At 70.6% G+C, this 14687-nt stretch carries 17 protein-coding genes; 6 read left to right on the top strand and 11 right to left on the bottom strand.

Annotation, left to right across the window (positions count from 1 at the left end; translation table 11 throughout):
- Positions 1-95 precede the first annotated feature (95 nt).
- Genes SLW55_RS05240 through SLW55_RS05220 form a run of 5 tightly spaced genes read left to right on the top strand, consistent with a single transcriptional unit; the run spans position 96 to position 3632 of the window.
- The gene (locus SLW55_RS05240; RefSeq protein WP_017912460.1) at positions 96-830 is read left to right on the top strand and encodes a DUF6776 family protein; all 735 of its coding nucleotides are present in this window, start codon (positions 96-98) and stop codon (positions 828-830) included.
- A 7-nt stretch (positions 831-837) separates the two neighbouring features.
- Complete coding sequence (locus SLW55_RS05235; RefSeq protein ID WP_017908989.1) at positions 838-1287, top strand: polymer-forming cytoskeletal protein; 450 nt, start codon at positions 838-840, stop codon at positions 1285-1287.
- Between the two features lie 31 nt (positions 1288-1318).
- Entirely contained in the window at positions 1319-1705 is a 387-nt protein-coding gene (gene erpA, locus SLW55_RS05230) for an iron-sulfur cluster insertion protein ErpA (RefSeq protein ID WP_017908990.1), read from the top strand.
- Positions 1706-1753: 48 nt separating this feature from the next.
- On the top strand, positions 1754-2683 hold the full coding sequence (gene nudC / locus SLW55_RS05225; RefSeq protein ID WP_267098767.1) for an NAD(+) diphosphatase: 930 nt from the start codon (positions 1754-1756) through the stop codon (positions 2681-2683).
- Between the two features lie 52 nt (positions 2684-2735).
- The gene (locus SLW55_RS05220) at positions 2736-3632 is read left to right on the top strand and encodes a hypothetical protein (protein ID WP_267098766.1); all 897 of its coding nucleotides are present in this window, start codon (positions 2736-2738) and stop codon (positions 3630-3632) included.
- 63 nt (positions 3633-3695) lie between these two features.
- Here SLW55_RS05220 and SLW55_RS05215 read toward each other — a convergent pair whose 3' ends face one another.
- The 9 genes from SLW55_RS05215 to SLW55_RS05175 all read right to left on the bottom strand — a co-directional run bounded on the left by SLW55_RS05215 (position 3696) and on the right by SLW55_RS05175 (position 9995).
- Positions 3696-4052: a hypothetical protein gene (locus tag SLW55_RS05215; RefSeq protein WP_267097342.1), complete on the bottom strand. Its 357-nt coding sequence runs from the start codon at positions 4050-4052 to the stop codon at positions 3696-3698.
- Between the two features lie 5 nt (positions 4053-4057).
- Positions 4058-4465: a DUF2752 domain-containing protein gene (locus SLW55_RS05210; protein WP_320744782.1), complete on the bottom strand. Its 408-nt coding sequence runs from the start codon at positions 4463-4465 to the stop codon at positions 4058-4060.
- 5 nt (positions 4466-4470) lie between these two features.
- Positions 4471-4821 (bottom strand): CD225/dispanin family protein, encoded by a 351-nt coding sequence (locus SLW55_RS05205; protein WP_017912540.1) that lies wholly within the window; start codon positions 4819-4821, stop codon positions 4471-4473.
- Positions 4822-4897: 76 nt separating this feature from the next.
- Complete coding sequence (locus tag SLW55_RS05200) at positions 4898-5320, bottom strand: DUF2752 domain-containing protein (RefSeq protein ID WP_267098764.1); 423 nt, start codon at positions 5318-5320, stop codon at positions 4898-4900.
- 56 nt (positions 5321-5376) lie between these two features.
- Complete coding sequence (locus SLW55_RS05195; RefSeq protein WP_043093563.1) at positions 5377-5658, bottom strand: CD225/dispanin family protein; 282 nt, start codon at positions 5656-5658, stop codon at positions 5377-5379.
- A 46-nt stretch (positions 5659-5704) separates the two neighbouring features.
- On the bottom strand, positions 5705-5932 hold the full coding sequence (locus SLW55_RS05190; protein WP_267084041.1) for a CD225/dispanin family protein: 228 nt from the start codon (positions 5930-5932) through the stop codon (positions 5705-5707).
- Positions 5933-6085: 153 nt separating this feature from the next.
- Entirely contained in the window at positions 6086-8008 is a 1923-nt protein-coding gene (locus SLW55_RS05185) for an MFS transporter (protein WP_267117310.1), read from the bottom strand.
- Positions 8009-8035: 27 nt separating this feature from the next.
- A complete protein-coding gene (locus SLW55_RS05180) occupies positions 8036-8980 on the bottom strand; it encodes a LysR family transcriptional regulator (protein ID WP_043093558.1) in 945 nt (314 codons plus the stop codon).
- A gap of 88 nt (positions 8981-9068) precedes the next feature.
- On the bottom strand, positions 9069-9995 hold the full coding sequence (locus SLW55_RS05175) for a hypothetical protein (protein WP_267083873.1): 927 nt from the start codon (positions 9993-9995) through the stop codon (positions 9069-9071).
- A 214-nt stretch (positions 9996-10209) separates the two neighbouring features.
- Between SLW55_RS05175 and SLW55_RS05170 the strand changes: the two genes are divergently transcribed.
- Positions 10210-11427: an MFS transporter gene (locus SLW55_RS05170; RefSeq protein WP_267093035.1), complete on the top strand. Its 1218-nt coding sequence runs from the start codon at positions 10210-10212 to the stop codon at positions 11425-11427.
- On the opposite strand, the gene yccS is transcribed toward SLW55_RS05170, so the two are convergent.
- Together yccS and SLW55_RS05160 are read right to left on the bottom strand one after the other, a co-directional pair.
- A complete protein-coding gene (gene yccS / locus SLW55_RS05165; protein ID WP_152237840.1) occupies positions 11366-13594 on the bottom strand; it encodes a YccS family putative transporter in 2229 nt (742 codons plus the stop codon). The two genes, SLW55_RS05170 and yccS, sit on opposite strands and share 62 nt — an antisense overlap.
- A 65-nt stretch (positions 13595-13659) precedes the next feature.
- Positions 13660-14337 (bottom strand): uracil-DNA glycosylase family protein, encoded by a 678-nt coding sequence (locus tag SLW55_RS05160; protein ID WP_267098763.1) that lies wholly within the window; start codon positions 14335-14337, stop codon positions 13660-13662.
- Positions 14338-14687: the final 350 nt, after the last annotated feature.

Here is a 14687-nt window from a genome sequence, read left to right as displayed (position 1 = left end):
CGGCGCCGCTCAGGAGGGTGGCTTACACTAGGTGGCCCAGCAGGCCGACCCGCGAGGATCGACGCCGGCGCCGCCTCGGTGGCGCGGCAGCGCGCATGAACCGACCCGTTCCCCGTTTCCAGATCGTGCCCAATGGCGCCGCGCCCCGCCGCGGCCGCGGGCTGTGGTTGCTGCTGGCCGGGCTGTGGCTGCTGTCGCTGGCGCTGACCTGGTGGCTGGCCAGCCGCCAGGCCGCGCCGCGACTCGGTGCGGTCAGCGCGCAGTTGCGCGAGGCCGAGCGCAACCTGCAGGCGCAGCAGCGGCAGATCGAGACGCTCAACCAGCGCCAGGCGACCCTGGCCCGTTCCGACCAGATCAGCCGCGCCGCCAACAACGAGGTGCAGAGTTCGCTGGCAGAGCGCGACGAGGAGATCGCCGGGCTGCGTGCCGACGTGGCGTTCTACGAGCGCCTGGTCGGCGCGACCAGCCAGCGCAAGGGCCTGAGCGTGCATTCGGTGGAGTTCTCCGCCGAGGCCGGCGGCACCTGGCGCTACAACGTGGTGCTGACCCAGAACCTCAACCGCGGCGCGATCAGCCAGGGGCAGCTGCGGCTGACCGTGGAAGGCGTGCGCGGCGGCAAACTGACCAGCGTCGGCTGGGACGAACTGCACCAGAAGACCGGTGTGCCCGGGCAGGACTACTCGTTCCGCTACTTCCAGCAACTGGACGGCAGCGTGATCCTGCCCAAGGGCTTCACCCCGCAACGGGTGCGGGTGGCATTGAGCGGCGGCGGGGCGCCGGTCAGCCAGACCTTCGATTGGACATTGGCCGGTAACGGCAAAGGGGAATAATCAGCCTATGTTTGGGAACAAGAACAGCCGCAACAGCGGCCAGACCGTGGTCGATACGCTGATCGGCGCGCAGGTGGTGATCCGCGGCGACCTGGTGTTCAGCGGTGGCCTCTACGTGGAAGGGCGCATCCTCGGCAAGGTCGTGGCCGAAGATGGCGCGCCGGCCACGTTGACCCTGTCCGAGCACGGCAGCATCGAGGGCGAGGTGCGCGCGCCGGTGGTGATCATCAACGGCCAGCTGATCGGCGACGTGCATGCCGCCGAGCGCGTGGAACTGGCGTCCAAGGCGCGGGTGCAGGGCAACGTGCACTACCAGGTGGTGGAGATGAACGCCGGCGCGCAGCTGACCGGCCGCCTGATCCACGCCGGCAGCCTGGCCGCGCTGGCGCCGCCGGAAGCGCACCGCGAGGCAGCCGGCGACGCCGAGCCGCCGCGCGCGCTCACCGCCGAGGCTTGATTCGGCCGTCCGCCGTCCCCATTCTCCCGCCATGAGCACTCTCGTCTCCCTGCCCGGCGCCGCGCCCACGCCCGATTACCAGTCTCTGGACCGGCCGTTGAACTTCACCGCGGCCGCCGCGGCCAAGGTGCGCGAGCTGATCCGCGAGGAAGGCAACGACGCGCTGGCGCTGCGCGTCTACATCCAGGGCGGCGGCTGTTCCGGCTTCCAGTACGGCTTCGAGTTCGACGAGAACCGCGCCGAGGACGACCTGGCGGTGCAGACCGACCAGGTCACCCTGCTGGTCGACCCGCTCAGCCTGCAATACCTGATGGGCGCGGAAGTGGATTACAGCGAAGGCCTGCACGGGGCGCAGTTCGTGATCCGCAATCCCAACGCCAAGACCACCTGCGGGTGCGGCAGCAGCTTCAGCGTGTAGACACGCTGCGGCTTGCGGGACGCACGGTTTGCCTGCACCCTGCGGCGCATGTCCGATCCGACGCCTGCCTCTTTCGCCTTCGCCGGTCCTGCGATCGACCGTGCCGATGCCGTACGCAACGACCCGGCCGCGCTGCGCCAGGCCTGGGAACAGGCCAGGGTGCTGGTGCTGGAAGCCGATGGCCAGGCGCATGCCGATGCCGACGGACGCCCGCTGATCGCCAGCGCCGCCGCCCTGGGCGCGCTGGCAGAGCAGGCCATCTTCCTTGGCCTGGACCAGGATCAGGCCTGGTTCGCGCTGGCCGCCGACGCGCTGCCGCAGGCGCTGGCGCCGCCGCAGCGCATCGACCTGCGCCGCGCCGCGGCCGAGTGGCCGGCGCCGGAGGCGGGCCTGTTCGCCTACGCCCGCGCGATGCTGCACTGGCAATCGCGCACCCGCTTCTGCGGCGTGTGCGGCGGCACCATCGCGTTGCAGCGCGGCGGCTTCCTCGGCGTCTGCACGCGGTGCGCCAGCGAACACTATCCGCGGGTGGATCCGGCGGTGATCGTCGCGGTCAGCGATGGCCGGCGCCTGCTGCTGGGGCGCCAGGCGAGCTGGCCGGCGCGGCGCTACTCGGTGATCGCAGGCTTCGTCGAGCCCGGCGAATCGCTGGAACAGACGGTGGCGCGCGAGGTGGCCGAAGAGACCCAGGTGCGGGTGCGACCGGGCAGCTGCCGTTACTACGGCGCGCAGCCGTGGCCGTTTCCTGGCGCGCTGATGCTGGGCTTCAGTGCGCAGGCGGAGGCGGACACGCCGCAGGTCGACGGCGAACTGGAAGACGCGCGCTGGTTCGAGCGCGAGGAGGTCGGCGCCGCGCTGGCGCGCCTGGCGGCGCAGGGCGACAGTGCCGACGATGGGCACGGCCTGCGTCTGCCGCCACGCATCTCCATCGCCCGCGCGCTGATCGAGGATTGGTACCGGCACGGCGCGCCGGCCTGACCGCGCCGGCACGTTCCGCGCACCCGCTTCAGAACGGTCCCGGAGGACCTGCATGTTCACGACCCTCGTCGCTGTGATCGTCGCCCTGGTGCTGGGCCATGTCGCGCCCGGCATGGTGGCCTCGTTGCGCCGCTTCGACGCCTTCGGCGACTGGCTGAGCTGGCTGGACACGCATGCCGGCGAGGGCGGCGCCTGGCGCGGCCGCTTCGGCATCGCGCTGGCGCTGCTGCCGCCGCTGCTGCTGGTCGGCCTGCTGCAGTGGCTGCTGGCCGCGCCGCACCTGGGCCTGCTGATCCTGCTGTTCGGGATCGTGGTGCTGGCCTTCAGCTGGGGCCCGCGCGACTTGGACACCGACGTCGAGGCGATCATCGACGCCGATGACGCCAGCGCGCGGCGCCTGGCGGTGGCGCAACTGCAGGCCGATGGCGGGCCGCTGCGTGAGGATCCGGCCGGGCTGGTCGAGGCGGTGGCGGTCAGCGCGCTGCGGCGCTGGTTCGCGGTGCTGTTCTGGTTCCTGTTGCTGGGGCCGTTCGGCGCGCTGGGTTATCGGCTGCTGGCGCTGGCCGCGGTCGGCCCCTATGCCGCGCGGCTGCCGCCGGCGACCGCCGCCGGCGCGCGCGCGTTGCTGGCGGCGCTGGAATGGCCGGTGGCGCACCTGATGACCTTCTCGCTGGCCCTGGTCGGCAATTTCGAAGCGGTGTTCGGCGCCTGGCGCGCCGCCGGCGGCAAGCGGTGGCAACTGGACACCGGCTTTCTCGGGCCGGTGGCCTGCGCCAGCGTGCGCGGCGAACTCGATGCCGAGGCGCACGACTACAGCGACGCGGGCATGGTGGTGCCGGCGCTGCGGCGCCTGCCCGAGCTGCGCGATGCGATGAGCCAGGTGTGGCGGGTGCTGCTGCTGTGGCTGGTGCTGCTGGCGCTGCTGGTGATCGCCGGCTGGGTCAGCTGAGGCGCATACCCAAGGCCGGCATCAATTCGGCGGGGGGACGCGTTCCGAACTGACGGCGGGCTGTCAGTCGCCGCTCGGGAACTGGCGCTCGTACGCAGCTACATGCAGGGGAAACAACTGGGCATACTGCGGATCGCTGATGCCGATGACCGACACTTCGCGCCCACTCGCGCCGAGTTCCGCCGAGTGGTCGCTGATGCACACGCCGATGCATTCGAGCAATGTTCCGTTCGCATCGCGTGCCGAGAGATGCAAGCCCTCCGACGCCGGACCCTGGGCGGCGATCACCTGCGCCTGGATCAACCTATAGGACGGTGTCGGCACGAACCTGCCGAACGCCACGCCCATGGGCGCGTCGCCAAGTTCGAGCGCGGACCAGCCGACCAAGAGTTCCTTGCTGTAGATGCCGAACTGCGGCATGGCCGTTAGCCGGGCGCCAGCAGGGTGAACGGGAACCACGGCAGATTGCGCGCGATCCAGTAGCCCGGCAGCGCGACCAGCCAGAAATTCGGCCGCGAGACCATGCTCACGACTGGCGCAAACCAGGCCGCGCGCCAGCCGGCCTTCCAGGCGATCAGGCCCGGCAACAGGGCCAGGCCCAGCATCGCGCCGGGATTCATCGCGAACGCGCCGGCCGGGTCCAGGTGCACCAGCGCATGCAGGGCGCGGGTCATGCCGCAGCCCGGGCAGTAATAGCCGGTGAGCGCATGGAACATGCACGGTGCGAACGGGTTGTTCGCGGCATTGGGATCGAGGCGGTACAGCAGCGTGGCGCCGCCGGCCGCGAATGCGGCGGCGGCGCCAAGGCACGCCCGTTGTTGCCAGGCGCGCACGCCGATCAGCTCGCGTGCTGGATCTGCTGCATGTAGTCCATGTAGCTCTGCATGCCGCCGGTGGCGACCATGACGGCATTGATCAGCAGGCCGATGATGGCCAGTGCGGTGGTCACCCAGCACCAGGTCTTGGCGGTGTTGGAGGCGCGGCGCGCGCCTTCCAGGTCGCCCTGGTTGAGCAGGCCGTTGACCTTGCTGGAGAACACGATGGCGACGATGCCGGTGATCAGCGCCGGGCAGCACAGGCAGAAGCCGAGCACCGTCGAGATGATCGCCCAGGCCAGGTGGTTGGGAACCGGACCGGGGACGCCGGAGGCGGGAGGCGGCGGGGGCGCGACGGGGCTGACGGTACTCATGTGGATCTCCTGGATGGGTGGTGCACGGCAGTCGGTGAGTCTAGACGAGTCGCTGCGGTGCGGAGGTGGCGGGCCGTCAGTGCGGCGCGAGCAGTGTGAAGGGATACCAGGGCAGATTGCGCAGCAGCGCATAGCCGAGCAGCACCCATAGCCATAATCGCGGGTCGGCGAGGATCTTCAGCAGCGGCGCGAGCGGGCGCAGGCGCAGGCCGGCGGCGTTGAGCGCCATGATCACCAGCAGCGGCAGTGCCACCACCAGCAGGGGATTGCTGGTCCAGGCATGGGCCAGGTCCAGGTGCACCAGCGCGTGCAGGCAGCGGGTACTGCCGCAGCCGGGGCAATATAGGCCGGTAAGGGCGCGGAACGGGCAGCCCGGCAGCGGATTGCCGGGGACATTCGGATCGATCCGACGCAGCACCACGGTGGCCACCACCGCGGCGCCGCTCAGTGCGACCAGCGGCAACCAGCGGGGCAGAGACTGCAGGCGCTGAAGGGACATGGCAGGCGGACGATCGCGTGGTCGGCCGCCGTCGCAGGCGACGGCGGCCGCGGCGCTCAGGACATGGACGACTGCTGCATCATGCCCAGGCCGCCCAGGGCGAAGATGAAGATCAGGTACAGCACGATCAGCACCACCGAGGTCGCCGCCGAGTAGATCGCCCACTTCTTGGCCTTGTCCGACGAATCGCGCGCACCGGCCACATCGCCCGCGGCGAGCTTGGTGTTGACCTGCGAGGCGTAGACGATGGACACGATGCCCAGCGGCAGACAGCAGAACAGCGTGGTCAGGATCGCCCAGACGAGGTTGTTGGACACTTGCGGTGCGGTGGTATTCATCCGTGTTACTCCGGTGGTTGGGTGGTGGAACGGGAAACGGTGGGGGTCAGTTGCCGGCCAGGCTGCCGATCGCCTCCAGCAGGACGGCCACGAAGATCCACACGACGACCAGGATCGGCGAAGCGAGCGCCCACCAGCCGGCCTTGCGTGCGGCGGCGCGCGCGCCCTCGATGTCGCCGGCAGCGCGGCGGCCATCCACCTGCGCCGCGTAGACGATGGACACGATGCCCAGCGGCAGGCAGCAGAACAGCGTGGACAGGATCGCCCAGACCATGTTGTTGGGCACATAGACGCCCGCGTTGGGCGCTGCTGGTGGTTCGGGCTGGTTCACTGTCCGCTCGGTCCTTCGCACTGGACGCCACGGCCTGTGGCGTCTCCCCTGCGGTTAATTTACCCGAAGCGCGTGCCCAGGGCACCTGCGCCGCACTCAGGCGGCATCGCCACGCAGCCTTCTCACCTGCGCCTCCAACGTCTCGGCGGTGGCCTGGGCCCCGGCTACCGGCGCATCGGCGATCACCTCGATGTGGGCGCGGAAGCGCCGTGGCACGCGCATGCGCCGCAGCCGCGAATCGCGCTTGCTCCACATGCTGGTCCACATGTTGCGCAGCGCCATCGGTACCACCGGCACCGCGCGCCGGGCCAGGATCTTCTCCACGCCGGACTTGAACGCGGCGATCTCGCCGTCCTTGGTCAGCGCGCCTTCGGGGAAGATGCACACCAGCTCGCCCTCGGCCAGCGCGGCGTCGATGGCGTCGAACGCGCGCTGCATCAGCTCGGGATCCTCGCGCGCCCCGGCGATCGGAATCGCCTTGGCGGTGCGGAAGATCCAGCGCATCACCGGAATGTTGAAGATGCGGTAGTACATGACGAAGCGCACCGGGCGCGGGATCGCCGCGGCCAGCACCAGCGCGTCCATGTAGCTGACGTGGTTGCACACGATCAGCGCCGCGCCCTCGTCCGGCACGTGGCGTTCGACGCCGTGCAGGCGCAGCCGGTACAGGGTGCGCACCATCACCCAGCTGAGGAAGCGCATCAGGAACTCGGGCACGATGCTGAAGATCCAGATCGCCACCACCGCGTTGGCGATGGCCAGCGCCAGGAACACCTGCGGGATGCTCAGCCCGGGCATCGGGATGCGCACGCCGAACAGGTGCAACTGCTGCATCTGCAGGGCGATGCCTATCATCGCGGCCAGTACGATGAACAGCGAGTTCTGGATGTTGAGCCCGGCGATGACGCGCGACAGTTCCGCCTTCGGCGTGCGGCTCTGGATCAGCGCGAACAGCGGCACCACGAACAGGCCGGTGCACAGGCCGATGCCGACCAGGTCGAGCATGATCCGCCAGCTGCCGGCCTGGTGGACGAACTGGCCGATGCCCAGGCCGGTCTGCAGCGCGGCGCCAGGGCGGGCGAAGTACAGGTCGAGCATGAAGGCGCTGATGCCGAACGCGCCCAGCGGCACCAGGCCGATCTCGACGGTGCGCCCGGACAGCTTCTCGCACAGCAACGAGCCGGTGCCGGTGCCGATCGAGAACAGCGCCAGGGCGAAGATGTACAGGTCCTGCGCGCCGCCCAGGTTGAGTTCGGCGTAGGTCGGCAACTGCGCGGTGAGCACGGTGCCGACGAACCAGAACCAGGACACGCCGAGCACGGCGTTGCGCACCGCCAGCTGGCGCCGGGTCAGGCGCATGATCGCCAGCGATTCCGGCAGCGGGTTCCAGTTGATCTTCAGCTCGGGTGCGCCGGCGTCGACCTTGGGGATGCAGCGCGCCATCAGGTTGCCGGTGACCGCCAGCGCGACCACCGCGGTGGCGGCGGCCACCGGCCCGTGGCTGCCGGCGATCTGGAAGATCAGCCCACCCAGGATCATGCCGCACAGGATCGAGATCGAGGTGCCCATCTCGACCAGGCCGTTGCCGCCGGTCAGTTCTTCCGGTTTGAGCACCGAGGGCAGGATCGAGTACTTCACCGGGCCGAACAGGGTCGACTGCAGGCCGGTGCAGAACAGCGCCACCAGCAGCACCGCCATGTTCTCGGTCAGGAAGCCGACCGCGGCCAGCGACATGATGCCGATCTCCATCGTGGTGGTGATGACCACCAGCCGCGACTTTTCCAGCTTCTCGGCGATCTGCCCGGCCAGCGAGGAGAACAGGAAGTACGGCAGGATGAACAATGCCGGCGCCAGGTTGGTGTACAGCGTGCGCTGCTCCGGGGTCACGCCCAGGTAGAACAGCAGGCCGATGATCGCCTGCCGGTACACGTTGTCGTTGAACGCGCCCAGCGACTGGACCACGAAGAACGGCAGAAAGCGGCGTTGCCGCAACAGGGCGAACTGGCTGTGGGCGGACATGCAGGCTCCTTTGCGAACGCGCGCAGCCTAGCAGGTTCGCCGCGCGCGCAGGCGCGGCGCGCGGCGGCCGGTGCTGGCGCTGTCGGTTGCGGCCTGCAGGGCGTCGCGCTGGGCGCGCAGCAGGGCGATGAAGGCGCGTGCGGCGGGGGTCGGATCCGGCCGCCACACGGCGTAGGTGAGGAAGCGGAAGCGCTCGCGCAATGCCACCGTGGCCACACCGTGCATGCCGGTGGCCATGGTCTGCGGCACCACCGCCAGGCCCAGGTCCTCGGCCACCAGTTGCCGCTGCAGGTCGGCGTGGGTGACCTCGTACTGCAGGCGCTGGCGCAGGCCGGCGGCGGCGAAGGCGCGGTCGATGATGCCGCGCACGCCGGCGCCGGGGATCAGCCCGGCCATCGGCGCGTCTTCCAGGTCGCGCAGGGAGACCTGGCGGCGCGCGGCGAAGCGGTTGCCGGGTGCGGCGATCAGCGCCAGCGGTTCCTCGTGCAGCAGCAGGTGTTGCGGCGGCAGCGCCACGTGCGGGCCGACCCCGACCAGGGCCACGTCGAGCCGGCCTTCGCCCAGTTCCAGCAGCAGCGCATCGCTCATGCCGGTGCGCAGGTGCACGTCCACCGCGCTGTGTGCCTCGCGGAAGCGGCGCAGCACCGCCGGCACCTGCACCGCGTTCAACGAGGAGATCTGCCCGATCTGCAGGCGGCCGCGCACCGTGCCCAGGGTCTGCGCCATTTCCTCGTGCAGGCGTTCGGCGGCGCGCAGGGTGGCGCGCGCGTTGTGCAGGAACACCTCGCCGGCGGCGGTGGCGCGCACGTGGCGCGCCCCGCGTTCGAACAGGCGCGCGCCCAGCGCCTGCTCGATCTTGGCGATCTGGTGGCTCAGCGCCGACTGCACGGTGTGGCAGCGGCGCGCGGCCGCGGTGAAGCTGCCTTCCTCGGCGACGGCGACGGCGAATTCGAGCTGGCGCAGGGTCAGCATGGCGCTGCCTGGCGCGCACGGTGGCAATGCCGCAGCCGATCCGCGCCGGGGCTGCATGCGCCACGCGGCGTCTGTCGCAGTGCACGCCTCATGCTGTGCGCCCGAGCCGCTTGCGCCATTGCTGACGCAGCCACAGGCGGATGTTGTAGCGGCGCTTGCGGCTCATGAACGGGTAGCGCAGGGTGATGCCGAGCAGGCCGCGCAGCGTGTCCAGCCGCGGCGCCTGCGCGGGCAGGGCGTCGCAGCGCACCGAGATGCGGTCACAGCCGGCGTCGTGGGTGCGGTGGATGACGTCGGCACGCATGATCAGCAGGTCGCCGACCGCGAGGTGCGGCACCACCTTGTGCGCTTCCAGGTCGAAGCCGATCTTCCAGCCGGGGCTGGCGTCGTACAGATCCTCGATCGCGTACCAGTCGCCGATGGCCAGGGCCTCGCCAGGAAAGCGCAGCCGGAACCAGTCCAGCGTGTCGGCCTCCACGCAGCGGAAGCGCAGCGCGCCGCGGCCCTGGATGCGCTGGTGCAGCTGCGGATCCAGCCGCGCGACCACGTCGTCGGCGACGATGGCCACGTTGGCCAGGCCGGCATCGGGCTTGCGCACCGGCATGTAGCAGATCAGGTAGTTGCGGTGGTCGCCATGCAGGAAATAGCTGAAGTGGTCCAGGTGCCAGTTGAGCGCGCCGCCCGGCGCGGCCTTCGGATCGCGGTGCTGGTCGAACGGCAGACGCAGGCTTGGCGCGGCATGGCTTTCGCGGATGCGGATGGCGCAGTAGCCGAAGCGGTCGACGGCGATCGCCAGGCCCATGGCCGCGGCCACCGCCGGCACGGTGGCGGCGATGCGGGCCTGGATGCGCTGCATGTCCGCCGCCGGCAGGTCGCCGATCACGCCGTCGTGGAACTTCTCGGCGCCTTCCAGGAAGCGCAGCAGGCTGTCGGGAATGTCGCCGTCGCCCAGGAAGCCGCGGACCACCGCATACCCGTGCTGCTGCAGCGCCTCGGCGATGTCGGTGCTGGGCATGGTGCGGGTTCCTTCGGCGCGGGGGCGGTGGTGGGGCGGCGCTCCAGTCCGGACGCCGCCTGCGTTCGAAGCGGCGGCCCCGGCGAACCGGCCGGCCTGTCGGCGCGGGAATCACACTATCTCGAAAACAGATGGCAGTGGTGAAAAAAATGCGTTTGAAAGATCGCTGCCACCGCCACAGACTGCGCCCCTCCCCACGATCCGGTGTCCGTCCATGGAAACGACTTCGCATCCGCCGATGCGCCGCGGCCTGGTGCTGCTGATGGCCACCGCCACCGGCCTGGCGGTGGCCAGCAACTACTACGCGCAGCCGCTGCTGGAGGTGCTGGCGCAGACCTTCGCCATCGACGTGCGCCGCGCCGGTGCGGTGGTCACCACCGCGCAGTTGGCCTACGCCGCCGGCCTGCTGTTCCTGGTACCGCTGGGCGATCGTTTCGAGCGCCGCAGCCTGATCGTCGGCCTGTACGCGCTCAGCGCGGTCGGCCTGCTGGTCAGCGCGATGGCGCACAGCTTCGCGCTGCTGCTGCTGGGTACGCTGATCACCGGCCTGAGTTCGGTGGCGGCGCAGATCCTGGTGCCGTTCGCCGCGACCCTGGCCGCGCCGCACGAGCGCGGCCGAGTCATCGGCACGGTGATGAGCGGCTTGCTGCTGGGCATCCTGCTGGCGCGCACGGCCTCCGGCCTGCTGGCCGGGATCGGCGGCTGGCACACCGTGTACTGGGTCGCGGCGGCGCTGATCCTGGTGGCCTCGGGGCTGCTGTGGCGCGGCCTGCCACGGCACCCGGGCAACCCGCACCTGTCCTATCCGCACCTGATCGGTTCGGTGCTGGCGCTGCTGCGCGACGAGCCGGTGCTGCGCGCGCGCTCGGTGCTGGGCGGGCTGCTGTTCGCCGGCTTCAGCATGTTCTGGACCACCCTGGCGTTCCTGCTGTCCGGCCCGGACTACCGCTACGGCACCGCCACCATCGGCCTGTTCGGGCTGATCGGCGCGGCCGGCGCGTTCGCCGCCAACCTGTCCGGCAAGCTGTCCGACCGCGGCGCCGGCCATCTGGTCGGCTGGGGCGGCCTGGTCATGCTGCTGCTGTCGTGGCTGCTGCTGCTCGGCGCGCCGCACTCGCTGTGGCTGCTGATCGCCGGCGTGGTGCTGCTGGACGTGGCGGTGCAGGGCGTGCACATCGGCAACCAGAGCGTGATCTACCAACTGGATCCGGCCGCGCGCAACCGCATCACCTCGGCCTACGTCACCTGCTACTTCATCGGCGGTGCGATCGGGTCCAGCCTCGGCACCGCGGCCTATGCCTACGCCGGCTGGCGCGGGGTAGCGCTCGGCGGTGCGGCGCTGGCGGTGGTGGCGCTGCTTTGGATGGGCCTCAGCGTGCGGCCGGCGCGGCAAGCGCCGGCGCAGGCGCCGACGGCACCGTCGCGGCAGTGACCGCCTGCGCGGCGTCGCGCAGCTTGGGCAGCAGGCGCAGGGTCAGCGCGAGCTGGTTGCGTACCAGCCGGCGCTTGGCCTCGTCGATGCCGTCCTCGCGTTCCAGCGCCTCGGCCAGCGCGATCTCGGCCGGCTCGTCGGCGGCCGGCAGCGCACGTCGTTCCGCAAGCGCGTCGGCCAGCGCGCCCAGCGCCTGCGGCAGGTAGTCGCCGGCGCGGGCGATGTCCGGATCGGTCTCGCCGGCCAGCGCCGCCCGATGCGCGCCCAGCGCCGACAGATAGCCGAGCAAGGTGTTGGACAAAGCCAGGAAGCGGAAGCCGGCATCCAGGTTGCGGCGGTAGCGGCCGGGCTCGCGCAGCATGTTCGACAGCGCCACCGACAGCGCGGCGTCGGCGTTGTGCATGTCGCGGCGGGCGATGCGGTAGGGCAGGTCGTCGCGCATGCCGCTGCGGTACTGCTCCAGCACCTGCGCCAGGTAGCGCGCGCTGCTGGACAGCACCGTCGCCAGCACCTGGTTGAGGCGACGGCCCTGCCAGTCCGGCAGGATCAGGAACGAGGCGGCGGCGGCGATCGCGCAGCCGATCAGGGTGTCGAGCAGGCGCGGCCAGATCAGCATGAAGCCGTCGCCGATCAGGTTGAAGCAGAACAGCGCCATCACCGTGATCGCCGCGGTGGCGAGCATGTAGCGGTCGGTGCGGGTGACGAAGAACACCAGCGTGCCGAGCAGGGCGAACAGCAACTGCAGCTCGGTGCCCGGGAACAGCTGCATCAGCGCCCACGCCGCGCCCAGGCCGATCAGGGTGCCGGCGATGCGCTGGGCCAGGCGCAGGCGGGTGGCGCCGTAGTTGGGCCGGCACACGAAGGCGGTGGTCAGCAGGATCCAGTAGCCGTTGCTGGCGTGGATCGACTGCATGATGGCGTAGCCCACCACCAGCGCGATGGCCATGCGCAGCCCGTGCCGGAACAGCACCGAGCCGGGCGTGAGCTGCTGGCCCAGGCGCCGCAGCATCTCGCGCAGGGTGTGCGGCGAGGAGTCGCGCAGGCGGGTGTCGAGGGTGTCGCTGGTGGTGTCCGATTGCGCGGCCTCGGCCAGGCGCCGCTCGATGCTGTGCAGGTTGGTCACCAGCAATTCCAGCGAGCCGAGCAGCCGCGCCTGCCGTGGGTCGGCACGGGCGTGCAGGAAATCCAGCGACTCGCGCAGGTCGGTGGTGGCCTGCTGGGTCTGCTCGCCGTAGTCGAACGGCTGCCGCAGCCGGATCGCCTCGCCCAGCGCCGCGCAGGCCTTGCCCTGCAGGGCCAGCAGGCGCTGGCAGCGGTACAGCACGTCGCTGTGGAAGAACGCGTCGGTCAGCGCCTCGTACGGGTAGTGCGAGGAACTGGCGCGCTCGTGGAAGTCCTGCGCCATGTAGTACAGGCGGAAATACAGGCCCGACTGCACGCCGGGCCGGCCGGAGCGGCCGAAGCGGCTGATGATCGCGGTCTTGGCCGCGTTGAGTGCGGCCACCACCTGCGCGTTCTGCTCGGCCAGCGCCAGCCGCCGCGCGTGCAGGTCGCTCTGCCGCACCGGCTCGAACAGGGCCGCCTTGAGCCGCAGGTAGCGGCCCAGCTCCAGGTACAGCCGCGACAGCCGCTCGCGCACCGGCCGGTTGGCGAACAGCACCGTCCACAGCACCGACAGCACCGCGTACCAGCCGGCGCCGAGCAGCAGCAAGGCCACGCCGTGCCAGGCGTTGCCGCCGACATGGCCGTTCTGGGTGCCGTGATCCAGGCCGATCATCGCGTAGATCGCCAGCGCCACCGTGGCCTGGGCGATGGAGGCGTAGCGTTCGCCGAGCGCGCCGAGCAGGGTCAGGGCGAAGGTGGACAGCGCCAGGCCGGCCGCGAACGGCCACGGATACGGGAACAACAGCACCACCGCGGCCGCGGCGGCGGCGAAACACAGCAGCGACAGCAGCACCGACTTGATCCGGCCCAGCCAGTTGTCGTCGGTTTCGGCGATGGCGCTGGCGATGGTGCCCAGGAAGATCGCCGGCACCGCCTCCAGTTGCTGCAGGTGCCAGCACACGCCCATCGCCACCGCCAGCGCGATGAACACGCGCAGCCCGTAGCTGGCCTTTTCATGGGCCCACAGGCGGCTCAGGCGGGTTTCGATCGAGGGGGTCGGCACCGCTCCACGATAACGCACCGTCGCTGTATGCGATCCCCCTCGGGAGGGTGGATGCACGCGGGCGCTCAGACCTCCAGGTGCCGCAGCCGGGCGTCCAGCAGTGCCGGGAAGCGCTTGTACCAGGTCTGGTTGAGCGGCGAGGGATGCGGCAGCGGGTAAAGCGTCACGCGGCGGGCGCGGCGGCCGTCCTCGCTGCGCAGCGCGACCTCGGTCTGCGCCTGGAAGCGGTCCTCGCGCGCCCAGAACGCCTCCAGCGCCGCGCGCACCTCGCGCGGCTGGTCGATGCCGAACCACAGGAAGGCCTCGCGGCCGAGAGTAAGGATGGCGTGGCCGCGCCACTGTTCGAGCAGCAGGTGCCGCATCAGCGGATGGAAGCGGCGCTTCACCGGCATCGACCACGCCTTGTTGCCCACCGGCTTGTACGGCACGGTGTTGAGCCAGAAGGCGACGCGGCCGGCCTTGAGCCCGGCCGCGAAGTCGGGCATCTCTGCCCCGTCGTGCAGGTGTCGGTACAGCGCCTTGCGCACCAGCTGGCCGCCGCTGCCGACGAAGGGTTCGCCGTGCTCGACCTCGCTGCGGCCCGGGTCGCGGCCGAGGATGCACACCCGCGCGTCGCGGCGGCCCAGGCCGATGATGGGATCGAGCGGATCCTTGCCGCAGGCGGCATAGGCCGCGGTATCGATGCCGTCGGTCTGCGCGGCGAGCGCGCGGAAGCGGGTGCGGAGAGCGGGGGAGAGGGCCATGGAGCGTGTGCGAATCGGTGGGGAATCCAGGCTAGCGCAGCGGCGATGGTGGCTGCGTGCGGGCTTCCACGCGAGAGCGGTGTGCGCTCCTTGTGGGAGGGACACCAGTCCCGGCAAGCGAGGATGTCAGCCGCACTTTGAGCTTCACTCGTCGCGGCTGAAGCCGCTCCCACAGGGAGTGGGATCGGGTGTCCTTGTAGGAGGGACTTCAGTCCCGACGCCAGGTGGTGTCAGCCGGCATCGGGGCTTTGCTCGTTGCAGCTGAAGCCGCTCCCACAGAGAGTGGATCGGGTGTCCTTGTGAGAGGGACTTCAGTCCCGACGCCGGGTGGTGTCAGGCGGCATCGGGCT

Source organism: Xanthomonas sp. LF06-19 (genome assembly GCF_034105425.1).
In the GTDB taxonomy this organism is placed as follows: domain Bacteria; phylum Pseudomonadota; class Gammaproteobacteria; order Xanthomonadales; family Xanthomonadaceae; genus Xanthomonas_A; species Xanthomonas_A sontii.
Note: the sequence above shows the minus strand (reverse complement) of the source record. Positions and strands in the feature narration are given on the sequence as shown.

Excerpts from the sequence above, each read along its gene's own strand:
- SLW55_RS05235 (WP_017908989.1), top strand. The coding sequence starts at position 838 with ATGTTTGGGAACAAGAACAGCCGCAACAGCGGCCAGACCGTGGTCGAT.
- SLW55_RS05170 (WP_267093035.1), top strand. The coding sequence starts at position 10,210 with ATGGAAACGACTTCGCATCCGCCGATGCGCCGCGGCCTGGTGCTGCTG.
- SLW55_RS05200 (WP_267098764.1), bottom strand. The coding sequence starts at position 5,320 with ATGTCCCTTCAGCGCCTGCAGTCTCTGCCCCGCTGGTTGCCGCTGGTC.
- SLW55_RS05220 (WP_267098766.1), top strand. The coding sequence starts at position 2,736 with ATGTTCACGACCCTCGTCGCTGTGATCGTCGCCCTGGTGCTGGGCCAT.
- SLW55_RS05175 (WP_267083873.1), bottom strand. The coding sequence starts at position 9,995 with ATGCCCAGCACCGACATCGCCGAGGCGCTGCAGCAGCACGGGTATGCG.
- SLW55_RS05160 (WP_267098763.1), bottom strand. The coding sequence starts at position 14,337 with ATGGCCCTCTCCCCCGCTCTCCGCACCCGCTTCCGCGCGCTCGCCGCG.
- nudC (WP_267098767.1), top strand. The coding sequence starts at position 1,754 with ATGTCCGATCCGACGCCTGCCTCTTTCGCCTTCGCCGGTCCTGCGATC.
- SLW55_RS05190 (WP_267084041.1), bottom strand. The coding sequence starts at position 5,932 with ATGGTCTGGGCGATCCTGTCCACGCTGTTCTGCTGCCTGCCGCTGGGC.
- erpA (WP_017908990.1), top strand. The coding sequence starts at position 1,319 with ATGAGCACTCTCGTCTCCCTGCCCGGCGCCGCGCCCACGCCCGATTAC.
- SLW55_RS05215 (WP_267097342.1), bottom strand. The coding sequence starts at position 4,052 with ATGCCGCAGTTCGGCATCTACAGCAAGGAACTCTTGGTCGGCTGGTCC.
- SLW55_RS05240 (WP_017912460.1), top strand. The coding sequence starts at position 96 with ATGAACCGACCCGTTCCCCGTTTCCAGATCGTGCCCAATGGCGCCGCG.
- SLW55_RS05195 (WP_043093563.1), bottom strand. The coding sequence starts at position 5,658 with ATGAATACCACCGCACCGCAAGTGTCCAACAACCTCGTCTGGGCGATC.
- SLW55_RS05185 (WP_267117310.1), bottom strand. The coding sequence starts at position 8,008 with ATGTCCGCCCACAGCCAGTTCGCCCTGTTGCGGCAACGCCGCTTTCTG.
- SLW55_RS05205 (WP_017912540.1), bottom strand. The coding sequence starts at position 4,821 with ATGAGTACCGTCAGCCCCGTCGCGCCCCCGCCGCCTCCCGCCTCCGGC.
- SLW55_RS05180 (WP_043093558.1), bottom strand. The coding sequence starts at position 8,980 with ATGCTGACCCTGCGCCAGCTCGAATTCGCCGTCGCCGTCGCCGAGGAA.